This window comes from Paenibacillus sp. FSL K6-0108, assembly GCF_045040695.1.
Classification (GTDB): domain Bacteria; phylum Bacillota; class Bacilli; order Paenibacillales; family Paenibacillaceae; genus Paenibacillus; species Paenibacillus pabuli_B.
The window spans coordinates 5,982,325-6,003,830 of sequence record NZ_CP150288.1 but is presented as its reverse complement, the minus strand read 5'-3'; the positions used below and the strand labels follow the sequence as shown (position 1 = coordinate 6,003,830).

Genomic DNA, 21,506 nt, shown 5'->3' with positions numbered 1-21,506 from the left:
TTTGTAATATTACTGTAATATTAGTTACATAAGCCTTTAACATAGCCCGTTTATAATAACACACATGACCCCCTTTTTTTATATATCCTTTGAGCCTGCACACCGTGTGCAGGTTTTTTTTTTGAGATGAGAATTGATATGTTTTGGGCCGAAGCTTACCCCGTATTTAAATTTTTGATAGAATAGAGAAATGGATTGAAACGGCTCTGCCCTTATGTAAGAGTGGGGAGCCGTTTCTGTTTGATCGATGGAGATTGTCAATTATATAGAATGCCTCGTTTGAGAAATGACACTTTTAATGCTAAAGCAAAGGTGTTCTCATGCGAATGGCTAGTGAAAGATTTGAGGGGGAATTAGTTTTGAGTAAGGTAGGAAGAAATGATTTATGCCCATGCGGAAGCGGAAAAAAATATAAGAAATGCTGTCTGGGCAAGGAGCCCTCTGCGGTAGAATCCGTACTGCAGCTGATATCAACGGAGCAGCCTGTTCAAGAAGCCTCGATTCAGCCTGAGAGCAAACTGACCCTGACCAAGCTGAAAAAGATGGTGGAGCGCGAACTGGAATGGGAGCATCAGGCTCATGAACAGCTGGCCCTGCAGCTTATTGAGAACATGAGGAACCAATACGAGCGGGAAGTGATTTTGGAAGCTCTGGTGCTATGGAATGGCTATTCCCGTCAGAACCGCCCTACTGTGAAGAAGACAGGCTCGTTCTGTGCCGCAATCGAGTATTTACTGTCCGAGGAATATGGCTTCAATGTTTCGAAGGTTGAGCTGGCCGTAAAATATGAGGTAACAGCAGCAACGATCTCCCGAAAGGTGAAGGAGATGTTCGATTACATCGAAGAATACGGCATGGGCGGCGAAACGGACGAGCTGATGATTCTGAACAGCCCGGGCACATCGAAGGACAAAGCGCAGGCTCTGCTGCATAAGGCGATGGAAGCCAGTTCTTCCAAGCGCAGAATAAAGCTGGCGGAAACGGCGCTGGAGATGTACTCTGACAGCTCTGATGCCTATCTTATTCTGGCTGAGGAATCGGAAAATGAGACTGAGGCACGAGCTTACCTCAAGGCCGGAATCGCTGCTGGCAAACGCGAACTGGGCGAACTGTTTTTTGAGAAGAACAAAGGGGACTTCTGGGGGCTTCATGAAACTCGTCCATATATCCGAATATGCAAAAGCTACGCCGAATCCTGCTGGTTTGGCGGAGATGCCAATGAAGCGGCACAAATCCTGGAGCATATTTTGGAGCTTAATACGGAAGACAATACCGGAGCGCGTTACCTGCTCGGTGCTGTGTATTTATACAGCAACCAATTGGAGCAGGCAGAGCAGCTGCTGGAGAAGTATGGAAAAGGTGACGCTGCAGCCGCCTTTGCCTATGACCAGATCATTTTGGAGTATAAGAAGAACGGAATCACCTCTCAGCTCAAAAAGCTGTACCGTGTGGCCCGAGGTGTGAACAAGCATGTGCCTGATTACCTGCTGGGTTTGAAGCGGCTGCCGCATAACCTTCCTGATTTCGTCGGAATGGGCGATTCCGACGAAGCGATTGAATATGTCATTATGCACTCCCGTTTATGGGCGAATGTGCCGGATCTGCTGAAGTGGATGCTGAAACAATAGAGGTAGGAGAAGGCAATAGAAGTTGGAATTCATTTGATGAATCCAGCTTCTATTAGCTTTGATTTCTGTGGACTCCGCCTCCCGTACAGCGTGTGAGAATTTTTTTAATGCTATCTTTTTGTGTTAGCCCTTGACTTTAGTACTGCGGTTCATTACAATCAGAAAATAAATTAAGATTATAAAATAACACTTTTCAAACCATATAACTTGATGATTTGATGACGGGACCAAGTACTCCGTGCCCACATGAACAGAGAGGAATCCCTTGGCTGTAAGGATTCTCTTGATGAGCGGACGAATGACTTCCCCGAGAACAGACGGCGAACACATTAGATTTTATATCTGATGGTCATTAGCTGGCCTGCGCAGGGCGTGCGTTATACGTAGAGCGGAATGATTTGTTTGATCGGATTGCCTGAAGCAATTTTGGATCATCATATGATCACCTGAACGGCGAAAGTGTCAGGGATTCCGGAATGTGGGTGGTACCACGGGTGAATGTGTAAACACAATCCCTCGTCCCTTTGTTTGCTGTGTATACAGCGACAGGGCGAGGGATTTTTTTATTATACAGAGAAAATAGATGCTGGAGGGATGAAAGATGGCTTTTCAAAAACCGACTGGAACGCAGGACTTGCTGCCTGGTGTTGTGGAAAAGTGGCAGTTCGTAGAGGAAAAAGCGCGTGATCTGTGCCGCCGTTTTAATTACCGCGAGATTCGCACACCGATCTTCGAACAGACTTCTTTATTTGTACGTGGCGTTGGTGAGACAACCGACATTGTTGAAAAAGAAATGTACACCTTCAATGATAAAGGAGACCGGAGCATGACCCTTCGTCCGGAGGGTACAGCGGGAGTTGTCCGCGCTTATGTGGAAAATAAAATCTATGGTGAACCGGATGTGAGCAAACTCTATTACATCGGTCCGATGTTCCGGTACGAACGTCCGCAAGCAGGTCGCCAGCGTCAGTTCCACCAGTTCGGTGTTGAAGCCATCGGAGCCCTTGACCCAGCGATCGATGCTGAAGTCATTGCGCTTGGGTATCAACTGTGTGTAGAACTCGGATTGAAAGATGTCAAAGTCGAGATCAACTCGGTGGGTAATCCAACCAGCCGTGCTGAATATCGCGAAAAATTGCTTGGGTTCCTCAGACCGATGAAAGACAGCCTGTGCAAGGACTGTCAATCCCGGATGGAACGTAATCCGCTGCGTGTGCTCGACTGCAAAGTCGATCAGGACAAATTCGTAGGGGCACCGTCCATACTGGATAGTCTGGATGAAGAATCATTGAACCACTTTGCCAAACTGAAAGCGTATCTGGATGATTTCGGCGTAGATTACGCAGTGAACAATCGTTTGGTACGTGGACTGGATTACTACACATTGACTGCTTTTGAACTGAAAGCTCAAGGCATTGGCGCAATTGATACAGTCGGCGGTGGTGGTAGATACAACGGCCTCGTTGGAGATATCGGTGGACCGGATCAGCCTGGTATTGGTTTCGGTATCGGTCTGGAGCGTATTCAACTGATTCTGGAACACCAGAACATTGATGTTAGTTCCCTTGCCCCACTGGACGTATATTTTGTTGCTCTTGGTGAAGCAGCCGATCGTGAAGTCAATCGTCAGCTGTTCAAGCTCCGTCAATCCGGTCTGTCTGGTGAACGCGACTATCTCGGTCGCAAGATGAAAGCCCAGATGAAATCAGCCGACCGATTCAAAGCCCGTTACACTGCCATTCTTGGTGATGACGAGCTGGAGCGCGGGGAAATTGCCCTGAAGTCCATGGATACAGGTGAACAACAAACGGTGAAGCTCGATGATCTGGTAGCAGCTATACAGGGAAGTAAATAAGAACGAGTTTGAAACTGCAAAATAGCAACAATTGATCCGGCAAAATTACTGAGGTTGACCCATGTTTCCGATTAATCGGAAGTTGGCGAGTCAGAGGTAACCTGCCTTTTCGAATAAAGTTGTCTTCACGCAACCGCACTGTTGAATAGCGGGCTCTGCCCGCCCATACAGAACGGAAATTCACATATGAGGAGTTTGGTTATGAAAAGAAGTCATCATTGCGGCGCATTAACACCCGCACACATCGGTGAAACCGTAACATTGAACGGCTGGGTACAGACCCGCCGTGACCTGGGGGGCGTACTGTTTATCGATCTGCGTGACCGCAGCGGAATTGTACAAGTTGTTTTCAACCCGGCTTACTCTGGCGAAGCATTGCAAATCGCTGACAGAGTGCGGAGCGAGTATGTTATCGCGGTAACGGGTAAAGTCGTTAAACGTGACGAAGAGACTGTAAACAAAAACCTGCCTACAGGCGAAATTGAAGTCCAAATTACCGAGATTGAAGTGCTGAACGCGGCAAAAACACCTCCATTCTTCATCGAAGATGGTGTGGAAGTGGACGAATCCCTTCGTTTGAAATATCGTTACCTGGACCTGCGTCGTCCGGAAATGTTTGAAACATTGAAATTGCGTTCCAAAGCATCCAAAGTGTTCCGTGATTATCTGGATGGCGAAGAATTCGTTGAAGTCGAAACACCAATCCTGACCAAGAGCTCCCCGGAAGGTGCGCGTGACTATCTCGTACCAAGCCGTGTGCACGAAGGTGAATTCTTTGCCCTGCCGCAATCCCCACAAATTTACAAACAATTGCTGATGGTCGGCGGACTTGAGCGTTACTATCAGATCGCTCGTTGTTTCCGTGATGAAGATTTGCGTGCAGACCGTCAACCGGAATTCACCCAAGTCGACATCGAGACTTCCTTCCTGCAACAGGATGACCTGCTGCCAATGATGGAAGAGCTGATGGCAAAATTGCTGCGTGAGACAAAAGGAATTGAGCTGGAACTGCCTTTCCAACGGATTACGTATGCAGATGCCATGGGTAAATATGGTTCGGACAAACCGGATCTTCGTTTCGGCATGGAACTGGTAGAAATGAACGATATCGTAGCGAATAGTGGTGTGAAAGTATTTGCTTCTGTCATTGAAAAAGGTGGCGAAGTAAAAGTGCTGAACGCCAAAGGTTGTGGCACATGGAGTCGTAAAGAGATCGATGACCTCGGACCATTCGCAGCGCGTTACGGTGCAAAAGGACTGGCATGGATTCAAGTGAAAGATGGCGAGTTCAAAGGGCCAATCGTGAAGTTCTTTACGCCGGAAGAGATGGAAGCTGTCAAAGAACGTACGGGTGCTGAAGAAGGCGACTTGCTGCTATTCTCCGCTGACACCAAAAAAGTGGTTGCTGATGTACTTGGCGCACTTCGTCTGAAAATCGGCCGTCAACTGGGCCTGATCGATGACAGCAAATTCAAATTTGCATGGGTTGTGGACTTCCCATTGCTCGGGTACGATGAAGATGCGAAACGTTATGTCGCAGAGCACCATCCGTTCACACGTCCAAAAGACGAAGATGTACATCTGTTTGACACAGATCCGGGTTCAATTCGTGCTCAAGCCTATGACCTTGTTCTGAATGGTTATGAAGTAGGCGGCGGTTCGATGCGTATCTACAAACGTGACGTTCAGGAAAAAATGTTTGCTGCCCTGGGACTTTCCCCAGAAGTAGCCAACGAAAAATTCGGATACCTGCTTGAAGCATTCGAATACGGAACGCCACCACACGGCGGAATTGCCTTTGGTCTTGACCGTCTGGTGATGCTGCTGGCAGGCCGCACGAATCTGCGTGAAACGATTGCCTTCCCGAAAACGGCAAGTGCAACGGATCTGCTCATGAATGCACCTTCTGAAGTGGATAACTCCCAATTGGAACAACTTCACATCCGCGTAGCCCGTAAACCGGTGGCGGAAAAGAAATAAAGGAGGCATCGATTCTCAATGCTCCATCAATTTTCAAGAACAGAACTGGCTATCGGACCTGAAGGTCTGAACGCCTTGAAAAATAGTACAGTCGCTGTGCTTGGCATCGGCGGCGTGGGCGGTATTGCAGTGGAAGCTCTCGCCCGCAGCGGCGTTGGACGTATCATTCTGATTGATAAAGACGTAGTGGATATCACCAACATCAATCGTCAGATTCATGCTTTGACCACGACCGTGGGTCAGAAAAAAGCAGATCTGATGGTGGAACGGGTGAAGCTCATCAATCCGGAGTGCGACGCGATTGCACTGAATATGTTTTACACGGAAGAAACGTATGAGGAATTGTTCAAGTATGAGCTGGATTATGTGCTGGATGCGTCCGACACGATTATTTACAAAATTCACCTCATCAAGGAATGCCTAAAACGCAAGATTCCGGTGATCTCCAGCATGGGCGCGGCAAATAAAATGGATCCGACGAAATTCCAGGTTGCAGACATTTCGAAAACGACCATGGACCCGATTGCCCGTGTTGTCCGCACAAAACTGCGGAAAGAAGGCATCAAAAAAGGTGTGAAAGTGGTCTTCTCCACCGAAGAACCATTGAAACCTCGCGCAGACGTAACGCAGAAAATCGTTCCTGAGAATGCGCCGGAAATTCGCAAGGCGAAACAGCCACCAGCGAGTAACGCCTTTGTTCCTCCGGTAGCCGGACTGATTATGGTCAGTGTGGCTGTCAAGGAACTGATCGAAATTGCAGAGAACAAGCAGCAGTAATCTGCTGTGAATGGAAAGCGCAGGTACCGTCAAGGGTACCTGCGCTTTTTTCATGCGCAAAACCTTAACAAATGTCAGGGTTACGTGATGTACTTCAATCTAAAAAGCGTGTATGATATGTGGTGCTGCGCGAAATGATGATAAATACTTTTGTTCGGCTTACATAGAGAGAGGGGAAAGGAACGAATGAAACAAGGATGGATGACCAGACGACTTGGCCTAGAGCCGGGAGACCAGTGGAAGCGGGAAATTGTGGCGGGAGCCATTTCCTATTTTGCCGTGGTGTATATCGTAATGGTCAATGCAACAATTCTGTCTGATGCCGGAATGCCGTTACAGGCAGCTATGGTGGGTACACTGCTGACATCCATTGCAGGGTGTTTGCTGATGGCATTTGGCGGAAAGTCGCCGATTATCGTTGTACCTGGCATGGGCATCAATGCATTTTTCACTTACACACTCGTACATTCGATGAAATTGAGCTGGCAGGAAGCCTTGGCGGTTGTATCCGTCACTGGTGTGCTGTTTGCGGTCGTAGCCTTTACATCGTTATATAAACTGATTAGTGAGGCCATTCCGAAAAACCTGCAGCATGGCATAACGGTGGGGATTGGCTTATTTCTGACGTTTATCGGTTTGCAAAAAAGTGGAATCGTCATCGCACATCAGACCACATTTGTGGCTATTGGACATTTTAATGATCCTGGAGTGATCACTGCCTGTGTTACTCTTGTAGTCGCCTTAATTCTTTTTATACGCAATGTACAGGGCGGGCTTCTGATTAGTATTTTGGCGGGAACAGGACTAGCTTATGTGCTTGGTGCTGTAAAACCGGGTGATCCTGTATCTGCCATAGAGGCATTGCATCAATACGGCGGTCTGTTTGCCGAGTTGTCATTCATGAATCTGGTGGATCTATCGTTCTGGATTGCAGTATTTCTGTTGCTGCTGATCGTTGTATTTGAAAATATTGGCCTGATTACAGCTCAAACCCATCTCATTGGTCGACCCCAGCGCTTTAAGGGGAGCTTGCGTGCATTATCCATCAGTACCGTATTGGCAGGTGTATTCGGAAGTAGTCCTCCTGTGGCTGCGGCGGAGACGACTGCAGGGATTGCTGCTGGCGGACGCTCGGGGTTGACTCCACTCGTTACAGCTGTGCTGTTCGGAGCAACGTTCTTCTTTATTCCACTGCTCGGTTATATTCCGGACAGTGCCATCGCACCGATTTTGATCATTATTGGCGGCTTGATGGTACAAAGTGTGAAGGATATGGATTTCAGTGATTTCACGGAGGCCTTTCCGGCTTTTCTGATCATGGTCATGATTCCATTTACGTATAGCATCGTGGACGGTATGGCATTTGGATTCATTGCGTATCCGGTGGCGAAGCTGGCGGCGGGCCAGGGCAAACAGGTGCCTAAAGTCATGTATGGCATTGCCATCCTGTTTTTGGCCAATTTTGTGCTGCATGGGATATTGTAAAAGACAGGAAACGTAGTGTAAGTTCATACGTATGATCTCTGGTGAACAAGGGGAGAACGGGGGAACGGTAATGGAAGAGCAACAACAGGCAGGTCAAGCTGAATCGAAAATAGGAAAAAAAGGATTCAAGGATTTTGTGAAGCTGATTGCTGCGACAAATCCACCAAAACTAATTCTGATCATCGCGTTGATCCTGACACTTATTCAGACGACAGCCGGACTGATTGTCCCATTGATGACCAAAGGCCTGATTGATGGGCTTACAATGTCTGCGCTGAACAAGTCCGTTATTTTCCTGCTGCTGGGGGCATTTGTTATTCAAGCCATCGCTTCAGGCATCAGCATCTATATGTTGAACTATGCAGGTCAACGGGTGGTTGCGACATTGCGAACGAAGCTGTGGAACAAGGTATTATCCCTACCGATGCCATATTTCGACCGGAATCGTACAGGGGATACGATGAGTCGAATTACGAATGATACAAGTCAGATTATGACGCTAATTGCGGATTATCTCGTCTCTTTTGTGTCCAATATCGTTGCGGTTGTGGGCGGTGTAGCGTTGCTTTTCTATCTGGATTGGGTTATGTCACTCATCATTTTGAGCCTAGTGCCGCTAACCTTGCTGATCCTGCTGCCTGTTGGTCGTAAAATGTACAAAATCTCCAAAAAGCAGCAGGACGAAATGGCAGGTCTTACTTCGGTGCTCAGCCAAGTCATTGGCGAGATTCGTTTGGTGAAAGCGTATGGAACGGAGAAACAGGAGGCGGAAGCAGGCGATTCCCGTATAGGGAAGATGTTTGCTTTTGGATTACAGGAAGCTCGGATTTTGGCGTTGATCGGTCCACTCTTTACGTTTGTCATGACGGCTGTGCTGGTTGTTATTCTGGGTGTTGGCGGCATGCGGGTAGCTTCTGGATTGCTGTCTCCGGGCGAACTGGTTGCCTTCATTCTGTTGTTGTTCCAAGTGATTATGCCGATGGGGCAATTTACGACACTGTATTCACGTCTGCAAAAGGTTGTCGGTGCGACAGAACGCATTCAGGCTATTCTGGCACATGAAGAAGAACCGCGCCATAGCACAGCAATTGCTCCCAAGGGCAATGAGACGATTACATTTAACAATCTCCATTTCTCTTATGTAACAGGGGAAGAAGTACTGCATGGAATTAATCTGACCGTTCCTGCCCGTAAAGTGACGGCCATTGTGGGGCCAAGCGGCAGCGGGAAATCAACGCTGTTCTCCCTGTTGGAGCAGTTCTATCTTCCAGAGTCGGGTAGTATATCGTATGGTGGACAAGCCATAACCGATTATTCATTAGCCTCTTGGCGAAGCAAGATTGGATATGTATCCCAGGAGAGCCCTCTGATGGCGGGCACGATTAAAGAAAACATGACATACGGGCTGGGCCGTGAGGCGAGTATGGATGAAATTAGACAGGCGGCAGAAATGGCGTATTCCTCCGCTTTTATTGATAAACTGCCTCAGGGCTACGACACGGAAGTGGGAGAACGCGGGATCAAGCTCTCCGGTGGTCAACGCCAACGGATTGCCATTGCTCGTGCACTGCTGCGCAGCCCGGATATTCTGCTGCTGGATGAAGCTACGTCCAGTCTGGACAGCACCTCTGAACATGAAGTGCAGCAAGCCCTGTCCAATCTGATGGAAGGACGAACAACGGTTGTTATTGCACACCGATTGTCCACCGTTGTCGACTCTGATCAGATTGTTGTTCTGGAACAGGGACATGTGACGGGAACCGGAACACATGCGGAGCTAATTAGCAACCACCCGGTATACCGTGAACTGGCACAGAAACAGTTTGTGGCACAGGATGGAAAGCCGGATTCAGAACCGAAATGATGGAATAGGAAGACCGTTGTTCATCTGTTCTTTGCGAACAGGAACAGCGGTTTCTTTCATTTTGCTATCCAGGTTGCTGTAGCTTTTTGTACATCAATATGATATAGTGGGTATCCTTTTGTGTCGTCAGTGTTGACTATGCAGAAAAACATATTCTTAGGAGGTAACTGAAACATGTCAGACAGCTTTCAAAGTGCCTATCAAGAAGAAGAGTACAGGTTAGAGCGAACGATGAAGGAAGTGGACAGTCAGCTGGAACGGCTGCAAAACATTCCGGTGTATACCGGCCACGACTTCACAGAGCAAGTGCTGGAGGCCGGACGTGAAGAGCGCCGCACCGCCTTGTCCAAGAGCGCGCAGCAACCCTATTTCGGACGCTTGGATTTCGAAGAACAGGGCAGTGGTGCACGGAAACCGCTGTATATTGGCAAAATCGGCGTAGACCGCGAAGAGGTGGGAGAGCATCCGCTCGTCATCGATTGGCGTGCTCCTGTCGCAAGCCTGTTTTACTCATTTACCGGAGGGGAAGCCTCCGCAACGTACGAAGCCCCAGAGGGACTCATTGAGGGTCTGGTTTATCTGAAACGAAACGTAGTCATTCGCCAGCGTATATTGGAACGTGTAGCAGATACGTACAATCGGGACAGCGACCAGCCAGCCGTATCGGATGAATTTCTCGTGTATCGATTGGGTGAGAACAAGGACAACAAGCTCCGTGATATCGTATCCACCATTCAGGCGGAGCAGGATCAGATCATTCGTGCGGCGAGAAACACCGCATTGATCATTCAAGGTGTGGCCGGTTCGGGAAAAACAACCGTCGCACTGCATCGCCTCGCCTTTTTACTCTATCAGTACAAGGAGCAGGTATCCGCAGAGAAAATGGTTATTTTCGCACCCAACCACATGTTCCTGGATTACATATCGGATGTACTCCCGGAGCTCGGTGTAGGGGATATTCAGCAGCGTACATTCCCGGATTGGGCGATGAACCTGCTGGGATTGGAGCTGCCTTTGGCAGACACGTCAGATACATTGAACACCTGGTTTGAAACGCCGGATGCACGTCCTGAACTCAATGACGATGTACCTGGGCGTTATAAAGGCTCAATCCGGTTCATGGAATTGATTCGGGAGTGGCTGTCCGGGATGGAAGATGAATCTGTACCTGATATGGATTTCAGTCCATGGGATGGTGCAGTGCTCGGCAAAGCCGAGATTGAGAACTGGTTCGGGGAGGAATACAAACATTATCCGCTGGCGAAACGCAAAGAACGGGTGATGGCGCGTATTCACCGCTGGATTGAGATGGAGCTCAAGAAACCTTGCCCGGAAGCCGTTCGCAAAGATCGTAAAAAGAAAGCGGCAACCCGTGAGAAGGCCTATGCCAAAAAATGGCCTCAATATGAACCGCTTACGCTGTACAAACAGCTGTTCAAGGTTGTTAAAGGCGGTTCGGTACCTGCCTCGCTCAGCGGGCTTATTCCCAAATTGGTGATGAAGCAAACGGCTGCAGATTTGAAGCAGGATATCATCCGTGAAGAGGATCTGCCTGCATTGGTGTACATTCATACCTTGGTTCATGATATTGAAGGTTCCGAGCGATTCGATCACGTTGTCATTGATGAAGCGCAGGACTTTTCTCCTTTTCATGTGGCGTTATTGGATCAGTTTGTCAAAGGGCATTCCTTCACCATACTGGGGGATCTGTCCCAAGGTATTCATGAGTATCGTGGTGTTCATGCGTGGGAAGAGATGAGCTCCCTGTTTCCCGAAGAACAGAATGCATACTTTGCCTTGACCCGAAGTTATCGCTCGACGATGGAAATTATCGATTACGCCAATACGATTCTGGAGCGGGGCGTCAAGAGCGGCATTACGGCGATTCCAGTGTTCCGGAGTGGTGATCCCGTGCGGACTTTGTCCTATGGGAAAAAGGGACGTACAGCAAGCCTCGAACAGGCTTTGAAGCTGTTAACGGTCAAAGACTATCGCACCGTCTCCATTCTGACTCGTACCCTGCATGAGGCAAAGGAGCTTCACCAGGAACTCCAGGCAGCAGGCTGGGAGCTAAACTTGATTGACGGCGGCAAAAAACAGTACACAGGCGGTCACTCCGTTTTACCTGTCTATTTGTCGAAAGGCTTGGAGTTTGATGCAGTAATTGTAGCGGACGCGGATGAGAATCACTATTTGCCCAATGCGGGTGATGCGAAGCTGTTATACGTTGGCTGTACACGGGCATTGCACGAACTGTGGTTATTCCACGACGGCCAATTGCCAGACTATGCATCTGCAACCCACAATCCGGAAGGCGAGTCTGTTGCCATTCAGGGTTGGCCTGTTAGCGAGGCAGAGTGAATCTTTGTTGTTGAACATAGCATCAATATAGAAAGAGCATGGCGCTGTTCAAGCACCATGCTCTTTTGTACGTTCTCAATAGATGTGTGTTGGTTCCCAAAGGATATTTGTAGTTTGGTTGCTGATTATCTGCTGGTTAACTTGCAGGGGGGCGTTGGGTCAAACCCGGTTTATCCAAAGCTGACTTATGACCGGCGGGATGGCGGTTAACCAGGAAAATGCCCAGACAGATCATTATACCGCCTGCACCTACAATCCAGCCGACATGCTCTTTCAACAAGACGAAGCTCGACAGCAGTCCAAACAGTGGCGCCAGAAAAAGAAAGGAACTGGTTTTGGCCGGATCCGTGTTTTGCAGCAAATAAAACCAGAGGGTGAACTGAATGATGGAACAGAAAATCGTCAGCCATACCAGGACAACGATGGACGTTGTATTTACGATAAAATGAAGCTCCTCTGTAAACACACTCAGTAGAAGCAGTACTGCGCCTCCAGCGAGCATTTGGTAAGCGGTAAGTACAAATGTATCATGAGCAGCTCCCCAGCGTTTAATGAGCAACGTAGATACAGCAAACAAGACAGCGCCGCCAAAGCCAATCCACGTCCCAGGACTCATGCTCAGATGGAATCCAAAGGTTAACGCCACTCCGACAAATCCGAGAACCACACCGGTCCATTGGCTAAAACGATAGGACACACCATATAGCGCAGCACTCAGGATGATGACAAGCAGCGGATTCGTAAACGTGATAATGGCCGATTCTCCCGAGCTAATCCAGTTCATGCTGTAGTAGGCACAGCCCATCACTCCCGCCGACTGGAACAGACCGATTATGGCGATTTGCATCCACTGTTTCCACCCCACAGGCATGGGACGTTTTCTGATGATCCACGCTAGTAATGCTCCTGCCAATATATAGCGAAGCCCCATTAACAAAAAGGGAGGAGCATACATCATGCCGATTTTGCCTACGGGAAACGAGGTTCCCATGATGAAAGTTGTAACCAAGATCAGGAGCGTATATTTTAAAGGTTTCATCAGAATACCTCCCTTTCGCTTCCTATGCTCATAACGTCTGACCGCTATCTACTGTAATTAGTTGCCCGGTCATGGATGGTTGCTCCAACGCGGAGCATATCATATGTGCAATGTCTTCGCTTGCCGCTATTCGCTGCAACAATAATTCACCGCCCAGACGATGCATCTGTTCTTCCTTTCCTGCCCACCAACGGGTCGCGACTGCACCCGGAATGATGGCGTTAACCCGAATATCGGGGGATAATGCATGTGCCAAAGACTTCGTCAGACCGTGAACTGCTGCTTTGGAAACGGCGTAAGGAAGGGAGGACCCTGATCCTGTACTGCCAGCTATACTACCAAGGTTAACGATCGCGCCTTGGCCTGCTTGCAGCATTCCTTTCGACACAGCTCGTGCACAGTAAAACATGCCTTTAACATTGACGTCATACAGTTCATTCCATATTTCATCCGTTACGGATCCCAGATCCTTCATTGGGATATGATGCGTAATGCTGGCGTTATTTACGAGTGCAGTCACAGGTCCAATTTTTTCAGTGATAGAGGCCACCATTTGGCGAACCTCGACATCGGAGCCAACATTAGCCTGAATTGCAAAAGCGTGACCTCCCGCATTCAGAATATGTTGCACCGTTTCTTCCGCTTCATTTTGGGAACGGGAGTAATTCACAGCGACGGTGGCTCCACGATTAGCTAACAATATACTGGTAGCTCGCCCTATGCCCGTACCCCCTCCGGTTACCAAAGCTACGGTGTTTGTCCAGTTCATCATCATTAACACTCCTTAAGTGAACTCAGCGAACAGGAAGTTGCTGTGTTCTGATCTACCCCGATTGTAGCTCGAAGCAGCTATACTGTATAATGATTGTTAATGTGCTGGATATCATTTTTAATGATGTCTGGATAGATATAGACATTGCAGGGAGGTTTACAATGGAGAGTGGGGATTTAAGGATATTTCAATGTGTCGCACAGGAAGGAAGTCTAACCCGAGCTGCAGCGCGACTCGGTTATGTTCAGTCCAATGTCACAGCAAGGATACGACATTTGGAATCCGAAGTAGGGACACTGCTGTTCATCCGTCATAATCGGGGGATGACATTATCTCCAGCAGGGGAGATGCTGCTGACGTATGCGGATAAAATTGTAGGCCTGCTCGATGAGGCGGTTAAAGCGTTGAGCTCTACCATTGAACCTTCTGGACCACTGCGCATTGGCTCCACGCAGACGGCCGCAGCGGTACGTTTACCTGAGCTTTTTGCAAAATATTATAAACAGCATCCGGCTGTCTCCTTATCTTTGACTACTGGTAACTCCCAAGTGCTTATGGATCAGGTTATTGGGTATGAATTGGAAGGGGCGTTTATTGGTTGTTCATGTGACCACCCCGATATTGCTTCTACTCCCGTATTCGATGAAGAATTATTCGTTGTTTCCTCCGGTATGGGACCGGAAGACGAAGAACTTACCAGTAAACCGATTCTGGTCTACAGCATGGGATGTTCATATCGTCAGATTTTGGAGAAATGGTTATCAGTTAGCGGTGTAACTCGTCCGGTCATTATGGAATTTGGAACCCTTGAGGCTATTATTAGTGGGGTTACATCCGGAATGGGAATTTCACTTTTACCCGAAATCGTCATTCGGCATCAGATCGAAAATGGATCACTGCGCAAGCACACACTCCCGGCAGGCATGAATCGGATGATGACTCATTTTATTACGCGCAAGGATGCCTTTGTCAGCAGTGCACTTGGCGCTTTTATGGGGATGCTGCCGCGGGAGTATGATATGATAGAGAATAGCAATTAATCAGGATTTCGTAAGAATTAAGTATCAAGTAAAGGTAATCCGTTAAGGAAGTGATGAGCAATGGATTTATTTTCGTTTCAGCAGGATTCAGAACCTCAAGCAAGGCTGCTCGCTGACCGCATGCGGCCAGAGCGGCTTGATGAATATATTGGGCAAGAGCACATTATTGGACCGGGAAAATTGCTTCGGCGCGCCATTGAAGCAGATCAGATCTCGTCCATTTTGCTTTACGGTCCTCCGGGATGCGGCAAGACGACCCTCGCACATATTATTTCCCAGCATACGCAGGGACAGTTTGTTCGTCTGAATGCGGTAGATGCCTCGGTCAAGGACGTGCGTGAGGTCATCGAGCAGGCGCAAACGAACAAGCAGTTGTACGGAACAAAAACCATTTTGTTCCTAGATGAAGTACACCGTTTTAATAGCTCTCGTCAGGATGCACTGCTGCCTGCAGTAGAGAAGGGCACGATCATTTTTATTGGCGCTACAACGGAGAATCCGTTTCATTATGTAAATGGGGCCTTGATGAGCCGTTCCACGCTGTTTCAGCTGGAGTCTCTGAACAAAGAGCATTCTCTCATTGCGATGCGTCGTGCACTTGCAGATGCAGATAAAGGATTGGGATTCATGGATCTGCATGCCGACGATGAGGCATTGGAGCATATTGCGACAATGGCGAATGGCGATATTCGGCGAGCGCTGAACGCGTTGGAACTTGCTGCACTGACCACACCACCAGAGAAAGACGGCTCAATTCACATTACGCTTGCTGTAGCTGAAGAGTCTATTCGTCGTCCGATTGTGAAGGCAGATGAATCGACACAATATGATGTTTTGTCGGCATTCCATAAAAGCATTCGGGGTTCCAGTGATGCGGCACTGTTCTGGTTTTTGTATGCAGTAGAGAAGCTGGGCATGGACCCGATGACGTTTATCCGTCGTCTGATTGCAGCGAGCAGTGAAGATATCGGACTTGCGAATCCGCAAGCGATGACCCAGGCGATAGGGGCACTGGATGCTTATCGCAATAACGGCTGGCCTGAAGCCAAGCTGAACATCGCCCAAGCGATCCTGTTTGCTGTTGAAAGTCCGAAGTCCAATGCGGTGTACACCGCGATCTCGAAAGCGATGAATGCCATCGATGAGGTGAAATCTGCTGAGGTCCCTCTGCATCTGAGGGATACCCATTATTCCGGTGCAGTGAAGCTCGGACACGAAGGCTACCAATACCCGCATAATTATCCGGGCCATTATGTGAAGCAGGAATATTTACCGAAACAACTTTCACGTCGTGTTTTCTATGAAGCAACGGAACAAGGCAATGAATCGAAGATTCGTCTAAACCAACAGCGGCGCAGAGAGCTGTAAGATCGATGACGCGGGAGATGCTTGAACGATGAAAGAAATTATATTTATTGGAATCGGTGGAATTATCGGTACGTTAAGTCGATATGGGATACAGTTATGGATGCCGGCAGCCAATGAAGGTTTCCCTTGGGCAGTACTGCTGATCAATGCCATGGGGAGCTTATTTTTGGGTTGGTTCTTCACTATAGCGGTTCCAGGCAAAATAACGCCTCAGCTTCGTCTTGCGATTGGTACGGGCTTTACCGGGGCATTCACCACATTCTCCACCTTTACTCTCGATATGGTCCGTTTATCTGAAGGAGGAATGTGGGGGAAGGCTGTTATATACCTCGTTGTGAGTTTACTTGCAGGGTTATTACTCTGTGCATTGGGGGTTAAGGTTGGACAGCGAATGCTGGGTAAACCGGCGCAGGATGGTGCTGCATCATGATCATCTGGATTGGTCTTGCAGGAATGTTGGGTGCAGTGCTTCGCTACAGTTTGGGTCGATGGATATCCGGTTCGCTCGGAACGGCCTTCCCATGGGGGACATGGGTGATTAACATCAGTGGTTCCCTGGTACTTGGATTGCTCTATGGAGGGCATCAGTCAGCTTCAATTCCAGATGAAGTCTGGGTGATAGGGGGTACTGGATTTTGCGGAGCGTACACCACATTCTCTACATTTGGATATGAAACCCTGGGTTTGATGGGGCAGGAACGTTACTCAAGAGCATTTTTATACGTCATCAGTTCGGTACTGCTGGGGCTTGCGGCTTCTTTTGCAGGAGTGTGGCTAACTGCATAAGTGAAAATAATTATTTTTTTTGCAGGGAAAAGAAGGAAAAAAGCCATCCGTCATGGTATACATGAAAGATGGCTTTTGTTATAGGAATACAGGGTATTGTGCAAAATCATATGGGGATGGATTCATTTCGGTTATTGAATTTATTACAGCGCCGGTACAGGCACTTTTTGAACCTGATCAATCGTGCCGCCGCCAAGACACACATCTCCATCATAAAACACAACGGCTTGACCGGGCGTAATCGCTTTTTGCTGTTGATCAAACTGAACATCCACGCTGCCATCTTCCTGCCATGTCAGGGTTACACCTTGATCCGGCTGACGATAGCGGAATTTGGCGGTACAACGGAAGGGCACGTTAGGCATGTGTGCTGCACCTGCGATCCAGTTTACACCGGTTGCAGTCAGACCTGTTGAATACAGGCTTGCATGCGCATCGCCTTGGACAACAAGCAGCTGATTTTTCTCCAGATCCTTGTCTGCCACGAACCAGGGCTCACCATTACCGGAACCGCCAATGCCAAGACCTTGACGCTGTCCAAGCGTATAGTACATCAGACCGTCATGACGGCCCTTTACTTCTCCGGTTGCAATATCAACCATGTCTCCGCCTTTGGCAGGTAGATAGTTGCTTAGGAACTCTTTGAAGTTGCGCTCACCGATGAAGCAGACACCTGTGCTGTCTTTTTTCTTTGCAGTGTACAGGCCAGCCGCTTCTGCAATCTTGCGCACTTCCGGTTTTGGAAGATGACCAATCGGGAACATGGCTTTGGACAGCTGATTCTGATTCAGTGCATTGAGGAAGTACGTTTGGTCTTTGTTGCTGTCCACACCGCGCAGCAGTTTGAACGTTCCATCTTCTTCAATAAGGCGAGCATAGTGGCCTGTAGCCACATAATCAGCGCCGAGATCCAGTGCTTTGTTCAGGAATTCGCCGAATTTGATCTCACGATTACACATGACATCAGGATTCGGTGTTCGACCCGACTTATATTCATCAAGGAAATAGGAAAATACTTTATCAAAGTACTCTTTCTCGAAGTTGACAGTGTAGTAAGGAATGCCGATCTGTTCGCACACCCGGCGTACGTCCTCTGAATCTTCTTCAGCGGTACAGTGGCCGAACTCGTCCGTGTCATCCCAGTTTTTCATGAAAATGCCGATGACATCGTAACCCTGCTCTTTCAGCAGCAGTGCGGTGACGGAAGAATCGACACCTCCGGACATGCCAACGACGACCCGTGTATTTTCAATTGTTTTGGACATCGTTATCACCATTTCTCTATATAAATGTGTTTCGCTTCTTATTCTAGCATAACCGGACTCAAGTTACGATACACCCGGCCAATTTTGGATAGTGTCCACCACAGGCGCACATTTTGGAATTTCGTCAATCTTTTTTTTCCATAAAGCATGCAGATATGTTAACATTAGCTGAGGGTTATGATCGGAATACGGAGGATTAGCAGGACAAGGCCTGTATTTTTCATATCCCGCTGTGGCGGATCCTAGAAAGACGGTCTTGGACCACATCCTGTTATTTTATGTTTCACAACTTGTTTTCCCGAAAATTGAAAGAGGTGACTCCTTTGAAAATATCGACAAAGGGCCGTTATGGGCTCACAATCATGATGGAGCTGGCAGCCAGAACAGGCGAAGGCCCTACATCTTTGAAAAGTATTGCCGAGCGCAATCAGCTCTCGGAGCATTATCTGGAGCAATTGATTGCTCCCCTGCGTAATGCAGGACTGGTCAAAAGTATCCGTGGCGCTTACGGCGGTTATATTCTGGCAGGCGATCCGGCTACCGTAACCGCAGGGGATGTTATTCGTGTACTGGAAGGTCCAATCTCTCCAGTGGATTTCACGGAGGAAGATGATCCGGCGAAGCGCGACTTGTGGTTGCGCATCCGTGACAGCATCGCAGAAGTACTGGATTCAACAACGTTGAAGGATCTGATTACATTCCAGGATCAGGAACAAAAAGATTCCTACATGTTCTATATCTAAAATATAGTTGATGATGAGCATCACAGATGACACACTAAAGCCCCCATATTTGGGGGCTTTAGCCGTGCAACAAGCTATATGGTGATTCTTCCATTTCTACGATAGCCTGTGATGAACAGGAATTATGTAACCTTGTTTGCTGAAGAAGACATTGTTCTTGAGGTTGCCCTTCCGAAACGATGTAGTCAGAAGTCCGAGAATCTAGCGACGCTTGAGTGCTTCTATATCAGCTTCCATACGCAATTGACGACGGTTCAATATATCAATGCTGTGCTGATGGGTGTTTAATTCGGTGGATACTTTACGTTCAAACGTGATTTGAGAAGCTTCGAGGCGTTTGGTAACTTCCAGTGTCTCCAGTACGGCCTGCTGAAGCAAAGGAATGTTTCTGGTTTGTTCCTCGATGGCGTCAAGTCTGCCATCCATGGTATCAAGTCTGCTATCCATGGTATCAAGTCTGCTATCCATTGTACCAAGTCTGTCTTCGATCTTTTCAAGATGTCCATCAATGTTGTCGAAACGTTTGTCCATTTGTTGAAGCTGATTCAGAATTTGACTGAGAACCTGATCGCTCATGCCGATCTCTCCTTTTTGAATGGATATTAAACATTATACACGAAGATATGACACAATAGCATTTGTTTAAATTTTCAATTACGCATCATAAAAATATGGAAGTCCAACATATCACGGGGTGAAATCAATGAACAGAATATATTTGGATCACGCCGCATCGACACCTATGCATCCACAAGTCGCGGAAGCGATGATGAAAGTGATGACGGGGCAATATGGCAATGCATCGAGTATCCACGCCTTTGGGCGGGAAGCCAAACGGACCGTCAGTGGGGCAAGGGATGTCATTGCGGCATCTTTGGGTTGTTTCCCAGATGAACTTGTATTTACCGGAGGCGGCACGGAAAGTGACAATCTGGCGATATTTGGCGCAGTTTCAGCGAGACAAGAACGGGGACGGCACATTATTACAACCGCCATTGAACATCATGCGGTATTGCATACGTGTCATGAGCTGGAGCGACAAGGCTATGACGTGACCTATTTGCCTGTAGATGAATACGGAAGAATACGTCTGGAAGAGCTGAAAGATGCCATCCGGCCAGATACCGTGCTGATTACCATGATGTATGCCAATAATGAAGTTGGTACGATTCAACCTATCCGCGAAATTGGTGAACTGGCTCGTCAGCATGATATTTTGTTCCATACCGATGCAGTTCAGGCACTTGGCACCCAGGAAATTTCCTGCAAGGAACTGCCTGTGGATCTGATGAGCTTCTCTGCTCATAAAATTAATGGCCCCCAAGGCGTGGGAGCGCTCTACGTACGGCGCGGAATTGTGTTGGAAGCAAGATCACATGGGGGTCTTCAGGAGCGGCAGCGACGGGCAGGTACTGAGAATATAGCGGGTATCGCTGGCTTTGCGGAGGCGTTGAAACTGTCAGGAGAACAAGCGGAGGTACGCCGTGAACATGACCTGGCATTGCGATCATTGCTGTTGGAACAACTGGGGCAGCAGGTAGGGGCGGAGCATTTTCACGTCAACGGACATCCGGAACATACACTGCCCAATATTCTGAACATCAGCTTTCCGGAAGTATCCACAGAGACGATGCTCATGAATTTGGATATGGAAGGTATTGCTGTTGCAAGCGGTTCGGCGTGTACTTCCGGCTCCCTCGAAGTATCTCATGTGCTGAAAGCGATGAAGCTGCCGGAGCCATTTTTGCATTCCGCGATTCGTTTTAGCTGGGGATTGGGTAATACTACGGAAGAAATCATGATAACCGCCGAAAAAATTGGAACCATTCTTGGGCGCCTGCGTAATAGAGCCTAAGGGGCTCTTTGCACATGGAACAGAAGGAGGGAAGAAGTTCCATTTCATCGGTTGGATAGAAGCGGTTTTGATGATTCGGCGTCTGATTGCCACTCATCAACTTTGGGCATACCTAGCAATAGCGCCGCAGCTATTTAATGATAAGAAGATGAGGGGGACCCTGCGATGAAGCTTCAGGAAATGATCGGACTTGCCGTTTTTGACGTTGAGGACGGGAAGCAGGTCGGTAAAATCCAGGATTTCATTGTGAATGACGATTGGAAAATTGAAGGCATTGAACTTGAAAACAAAGGCCTGTTTACCAGTCATGTCAAAATCGTGCAGTGGCAAGATATCGTTGCCTACGGCGAAGATGCCGTCATGATCCGTAATCAACAGGCTGTCCGCAAAACGGGAGCCGACGACATAAAACACACGTACCTCCTCGGCCAGTCTAAATTGAAAGAGATGTCCGTGCTTACCGAAGAAGGTTTGCTGCTTGGACGTGTCTCTGATGTTTATTTTGACCAGGAGTTGGGAAATACAATAATAGGGATTGAAATTACGGACGGTTTTGTGTCCGATTTGATTGAGGGCCGCAAATGGCTGCCATGTACAAGCGATATGTCTATTGGGGAAAGTGCCATCATGGTGCCGCCACTGAGTGAACAGCGCTTGGAAAATGCCATTCATTCTGTTAATGGATAGG

The 21,506-nt window shown here is 48.1% G+C and carries 18 protein-coding genes; 14 read left to right on the top strand and 4 right to left on the bottom strand.

Annotation, left to right across the window (positions count from 1 at the left end):
• Positions 1–359: 359 nt before the first annotated feature.
• The 7 genes from MHB49_RS27260 (at position 360) to MHB49_RS27230 (ending at position 11,950) form a co-directional block, all read left to right on the top strand.
• On the top strand, positions 360–1,628 hold the full coding sequence (locus MHB49_RS27260; RefSeq protein ID WP_405153722.1) for an SEC-C metal-binding domain-containing protein: 1,269 nt from the start codon (positions 360–362) through the stop codon (positions 1,626–1,628).
• Positions 1,629–2,229: 601 nt separating this feature from the next.
• Complete coding sequence (gene hisS / locus MHB49_RS27255; RefSeq protein ID WP_405153721.1) at positions 2,230–3,483, top strand: histidine--tRNA ligase; 1,254 nt, start codon at positions 2,230–2,232, stop codon at positions 3,481–3,483.
• A gap of 201 nt (positions 3,484–3,684) precedes the next feature.
• Complete coding sequence (gene aspS, locus MHB49_RS27250; protein WP_405153720.1) at positions 3,685–5,463, top strand: aspartate--tRNA ligase; 1,779 nt, start codon at positions 3,685–3,687, stop codon at positions 5,461–5,463.
• 18 nt (positions 5,464–5,481) lie between these two features.
• Positions 5,482–6,240 (top strand): ThiF family adenylyltransferase, encoded by a 759-nt coding sequence (locus MHB49_RS27245; protein ID WP_076287755.1) that lies wholly within the window; start codon positions 5,482–5,484, stop codon positions 6,238–6,240.
• 186 nt (positions 6,241–6,426) lie between these two features.
• A complete protein-coding gene (locus MHB49_RS27240) occupies positions 6,427–7,725 on the top strand; it encodes an NCS2 family permease (protein ID WP_405153719.1) in 1,299 nt (432 codons plus the stop codon).
• Positions 7,726–7,795: 70 nt separating this feature from the next.
• Positions 7,796–9,589, top strand: a complete 1,794-nt coding sequence (locus MHB49_RS27235; RefSeq protein WP_405153718.1) for an ABC transporter ATP-binding protein — start codon at positions 7,796–7,798, stop codon at positions 9,587–9,589.
• A 174-nt stretch (positions 9,590–9,763) separates the two neighbouring features.
• A complete protein-coding gene (locus tag MHB49_RS27230; protein WP_405153717.1) occupies positions 9,764–11,950 on the top strand; it encodes a HelD family protein in 2,187 nt (728 codons plus the stop codon).
• 136 nt (positions 11,951–12,086) lie between these two features.
• Here the strand turns inward: MHB49_RS27230 and MHB49_RS27225 are convergent, their stop codons facing one another.
• Together MHB49_RS27225 and MHB49_RS27220 are read right to left on the bottom strand one after the other, a co-directional pair.
• On the bottom strand, positions 12,087–12,989 hold the full coding sequence (locus tag MHB49_RS27225; RefSeq protein ID WP_405153716.1) for a DMT family transporter: 903 nt from the start codon (positions 12,987–12,989) through the stop codon (positions 12,087–12,089).
• 28 nt (positions 12,990–13,017) lie between these two features.
• The gene (locus MHB49_RS27220) at positions 13,018–13,758 is read right to left on the bottom strand and encodes an SDR family NAD(P)-dependent oxidoreductase (protein WP_405157252.1); all 741 of its coding nucleotides are present in this window, start codon (positions 13,756–13,758) and stop codon (positions 13,018–13,020) included.
• Between the two features lie 164 nt (positions 13,759–13,922).
• On the opposite strand from MHB49_RS27220, the gene MHB49_RS27215 reads away from it, so the two are divergent.
• The 4 genes from MHB49_RS27215 to crcB (MHB49_RS27200) are packed head-to-tail and all read left to right on the top strand — an operon-like array spanning position 13,923 to position 16,955.
• A complete protein-coding gene (locus tag MHB49_RS27215; RefSeq protein WP_405153715.1) occupies positions 13,923–14,801 on the top strand; it encodes a LysR family transcriptional regulator in 879 nt (292 codons plus the stop codon).
• Positions 14,802–14,861: 60 nt separating this feature from the next.
• Positions 14,862–16,169, top strand: coding sequence for a replication-associated recombination protein A (locus MHB49_RS27210; protein ID WP_405153714.1), 1,308 nt, complete (start codon positions 14,862–14,864; stop codon positions 16,167–16,169).
• A gap of 28 nt (positions 16,170–16,197) precedes the next feature.
• The gene (gene crcB / locus MHB49_RS27205) at positions 16,198–16,599 is read left to right on the top strand and encodes a fluoride efflux transporter CrcB (RefSeq protein WP_405153713.1); all 402 of its coding nucleotides are present in this window, start codon (positions 16,198–16,200) and stop codon (positions 16,597–16,599) included.
• Positions 16,596–16,955 (top strand): fluoride efflux transporter CrcB, encoded by a 360-nt coding sequence (crcB, locus tag MHB49_RS27200; RefSeq protein WP_247899067.1) that lies wholly within the window; start codon positions 16,596–16,598, stop codon positions 16,953–16,955. Before crcB (MHB49_RS27205) ends, crcB (MHB49_RS27200) begins: the two co-directional genes overlap by 4 nt.
• Before the next feature lie 143 nt (positions 16,956–17,098).
• On the opposite strand, the gene mnmA is transcribed toward crcB (MHB49_RS27200), so the two are convergent.
• On the bottom strand, positions 17,099–18,220 hold the full coding sequence (gene mnmA, locus MHB49_RS27195; protein ID WP_076287764.1) for a tRNA 2-thiouridine(34) synthase MnmA: 1,122 nt from the start codon (positions 18,218–18,220) through the stop codon (positions 17,099–17,101).
• A 323-nt stretch (positions 18,221–18,543) separates the two neighbouring features.
• On the opposite strand from mnmA, the gene cymR reads away from it, so the two are divergent.
• Complete coding sequence (cymR, locus tag MHB49_RS27190; RefSeq protein ID WP_076287765.1) at positions 18,544–18,963, top strand: cysteine metabolism transcriptional regulator CymR; 420 nt, start codon at positions 18,544–18,546, stop codon at positions 18,961–18,963.
• A 201-nt stretch (positions 18,964–19,164) separates the two neighbouring features.
• Here the strand turns inward: cymR and MHB49_RS27185 are convergent, their stop codons facing one another.
• Entirely contained in the window at positions 19,165–19,539 is a 375-nt protein-coding gene (locus tag MHB49_RS27185) for a hypothetical protein (RefSeq protein ID WP_405153712.1), read from the bottom strand.
• A gap of 127 nt (positions 19,540–19,666) precedes the next feature.
• Between MHB49_RS27185 and MHB49_RS27180 the strand changes: the two genes are divergently transcribed.
• Positions 19,667–20,818 (top strand): cysteine desulfurase family protein, encoded by a 1,152-nt coding sequence (locus MHB49_RS27180; protein ID WP_247899065.1) that lies wholly within the window; start codon positions 19,667–19,669, stop codon positions 20,816–20,818.
• Between the two features lie 165 nt (positions 20,819–20,983).
• A complete protein-coding gene (locus tag MHB49_RS27175) occupies positions 20,984–21,505 on the top strand; it encodes a PRC-barrel domain-containing protein (protein ID WP_024633069.1) in 522 nt (173 codons plus the stop codon).
• Position 21,506: the final 1 nt, after the last annotated feature.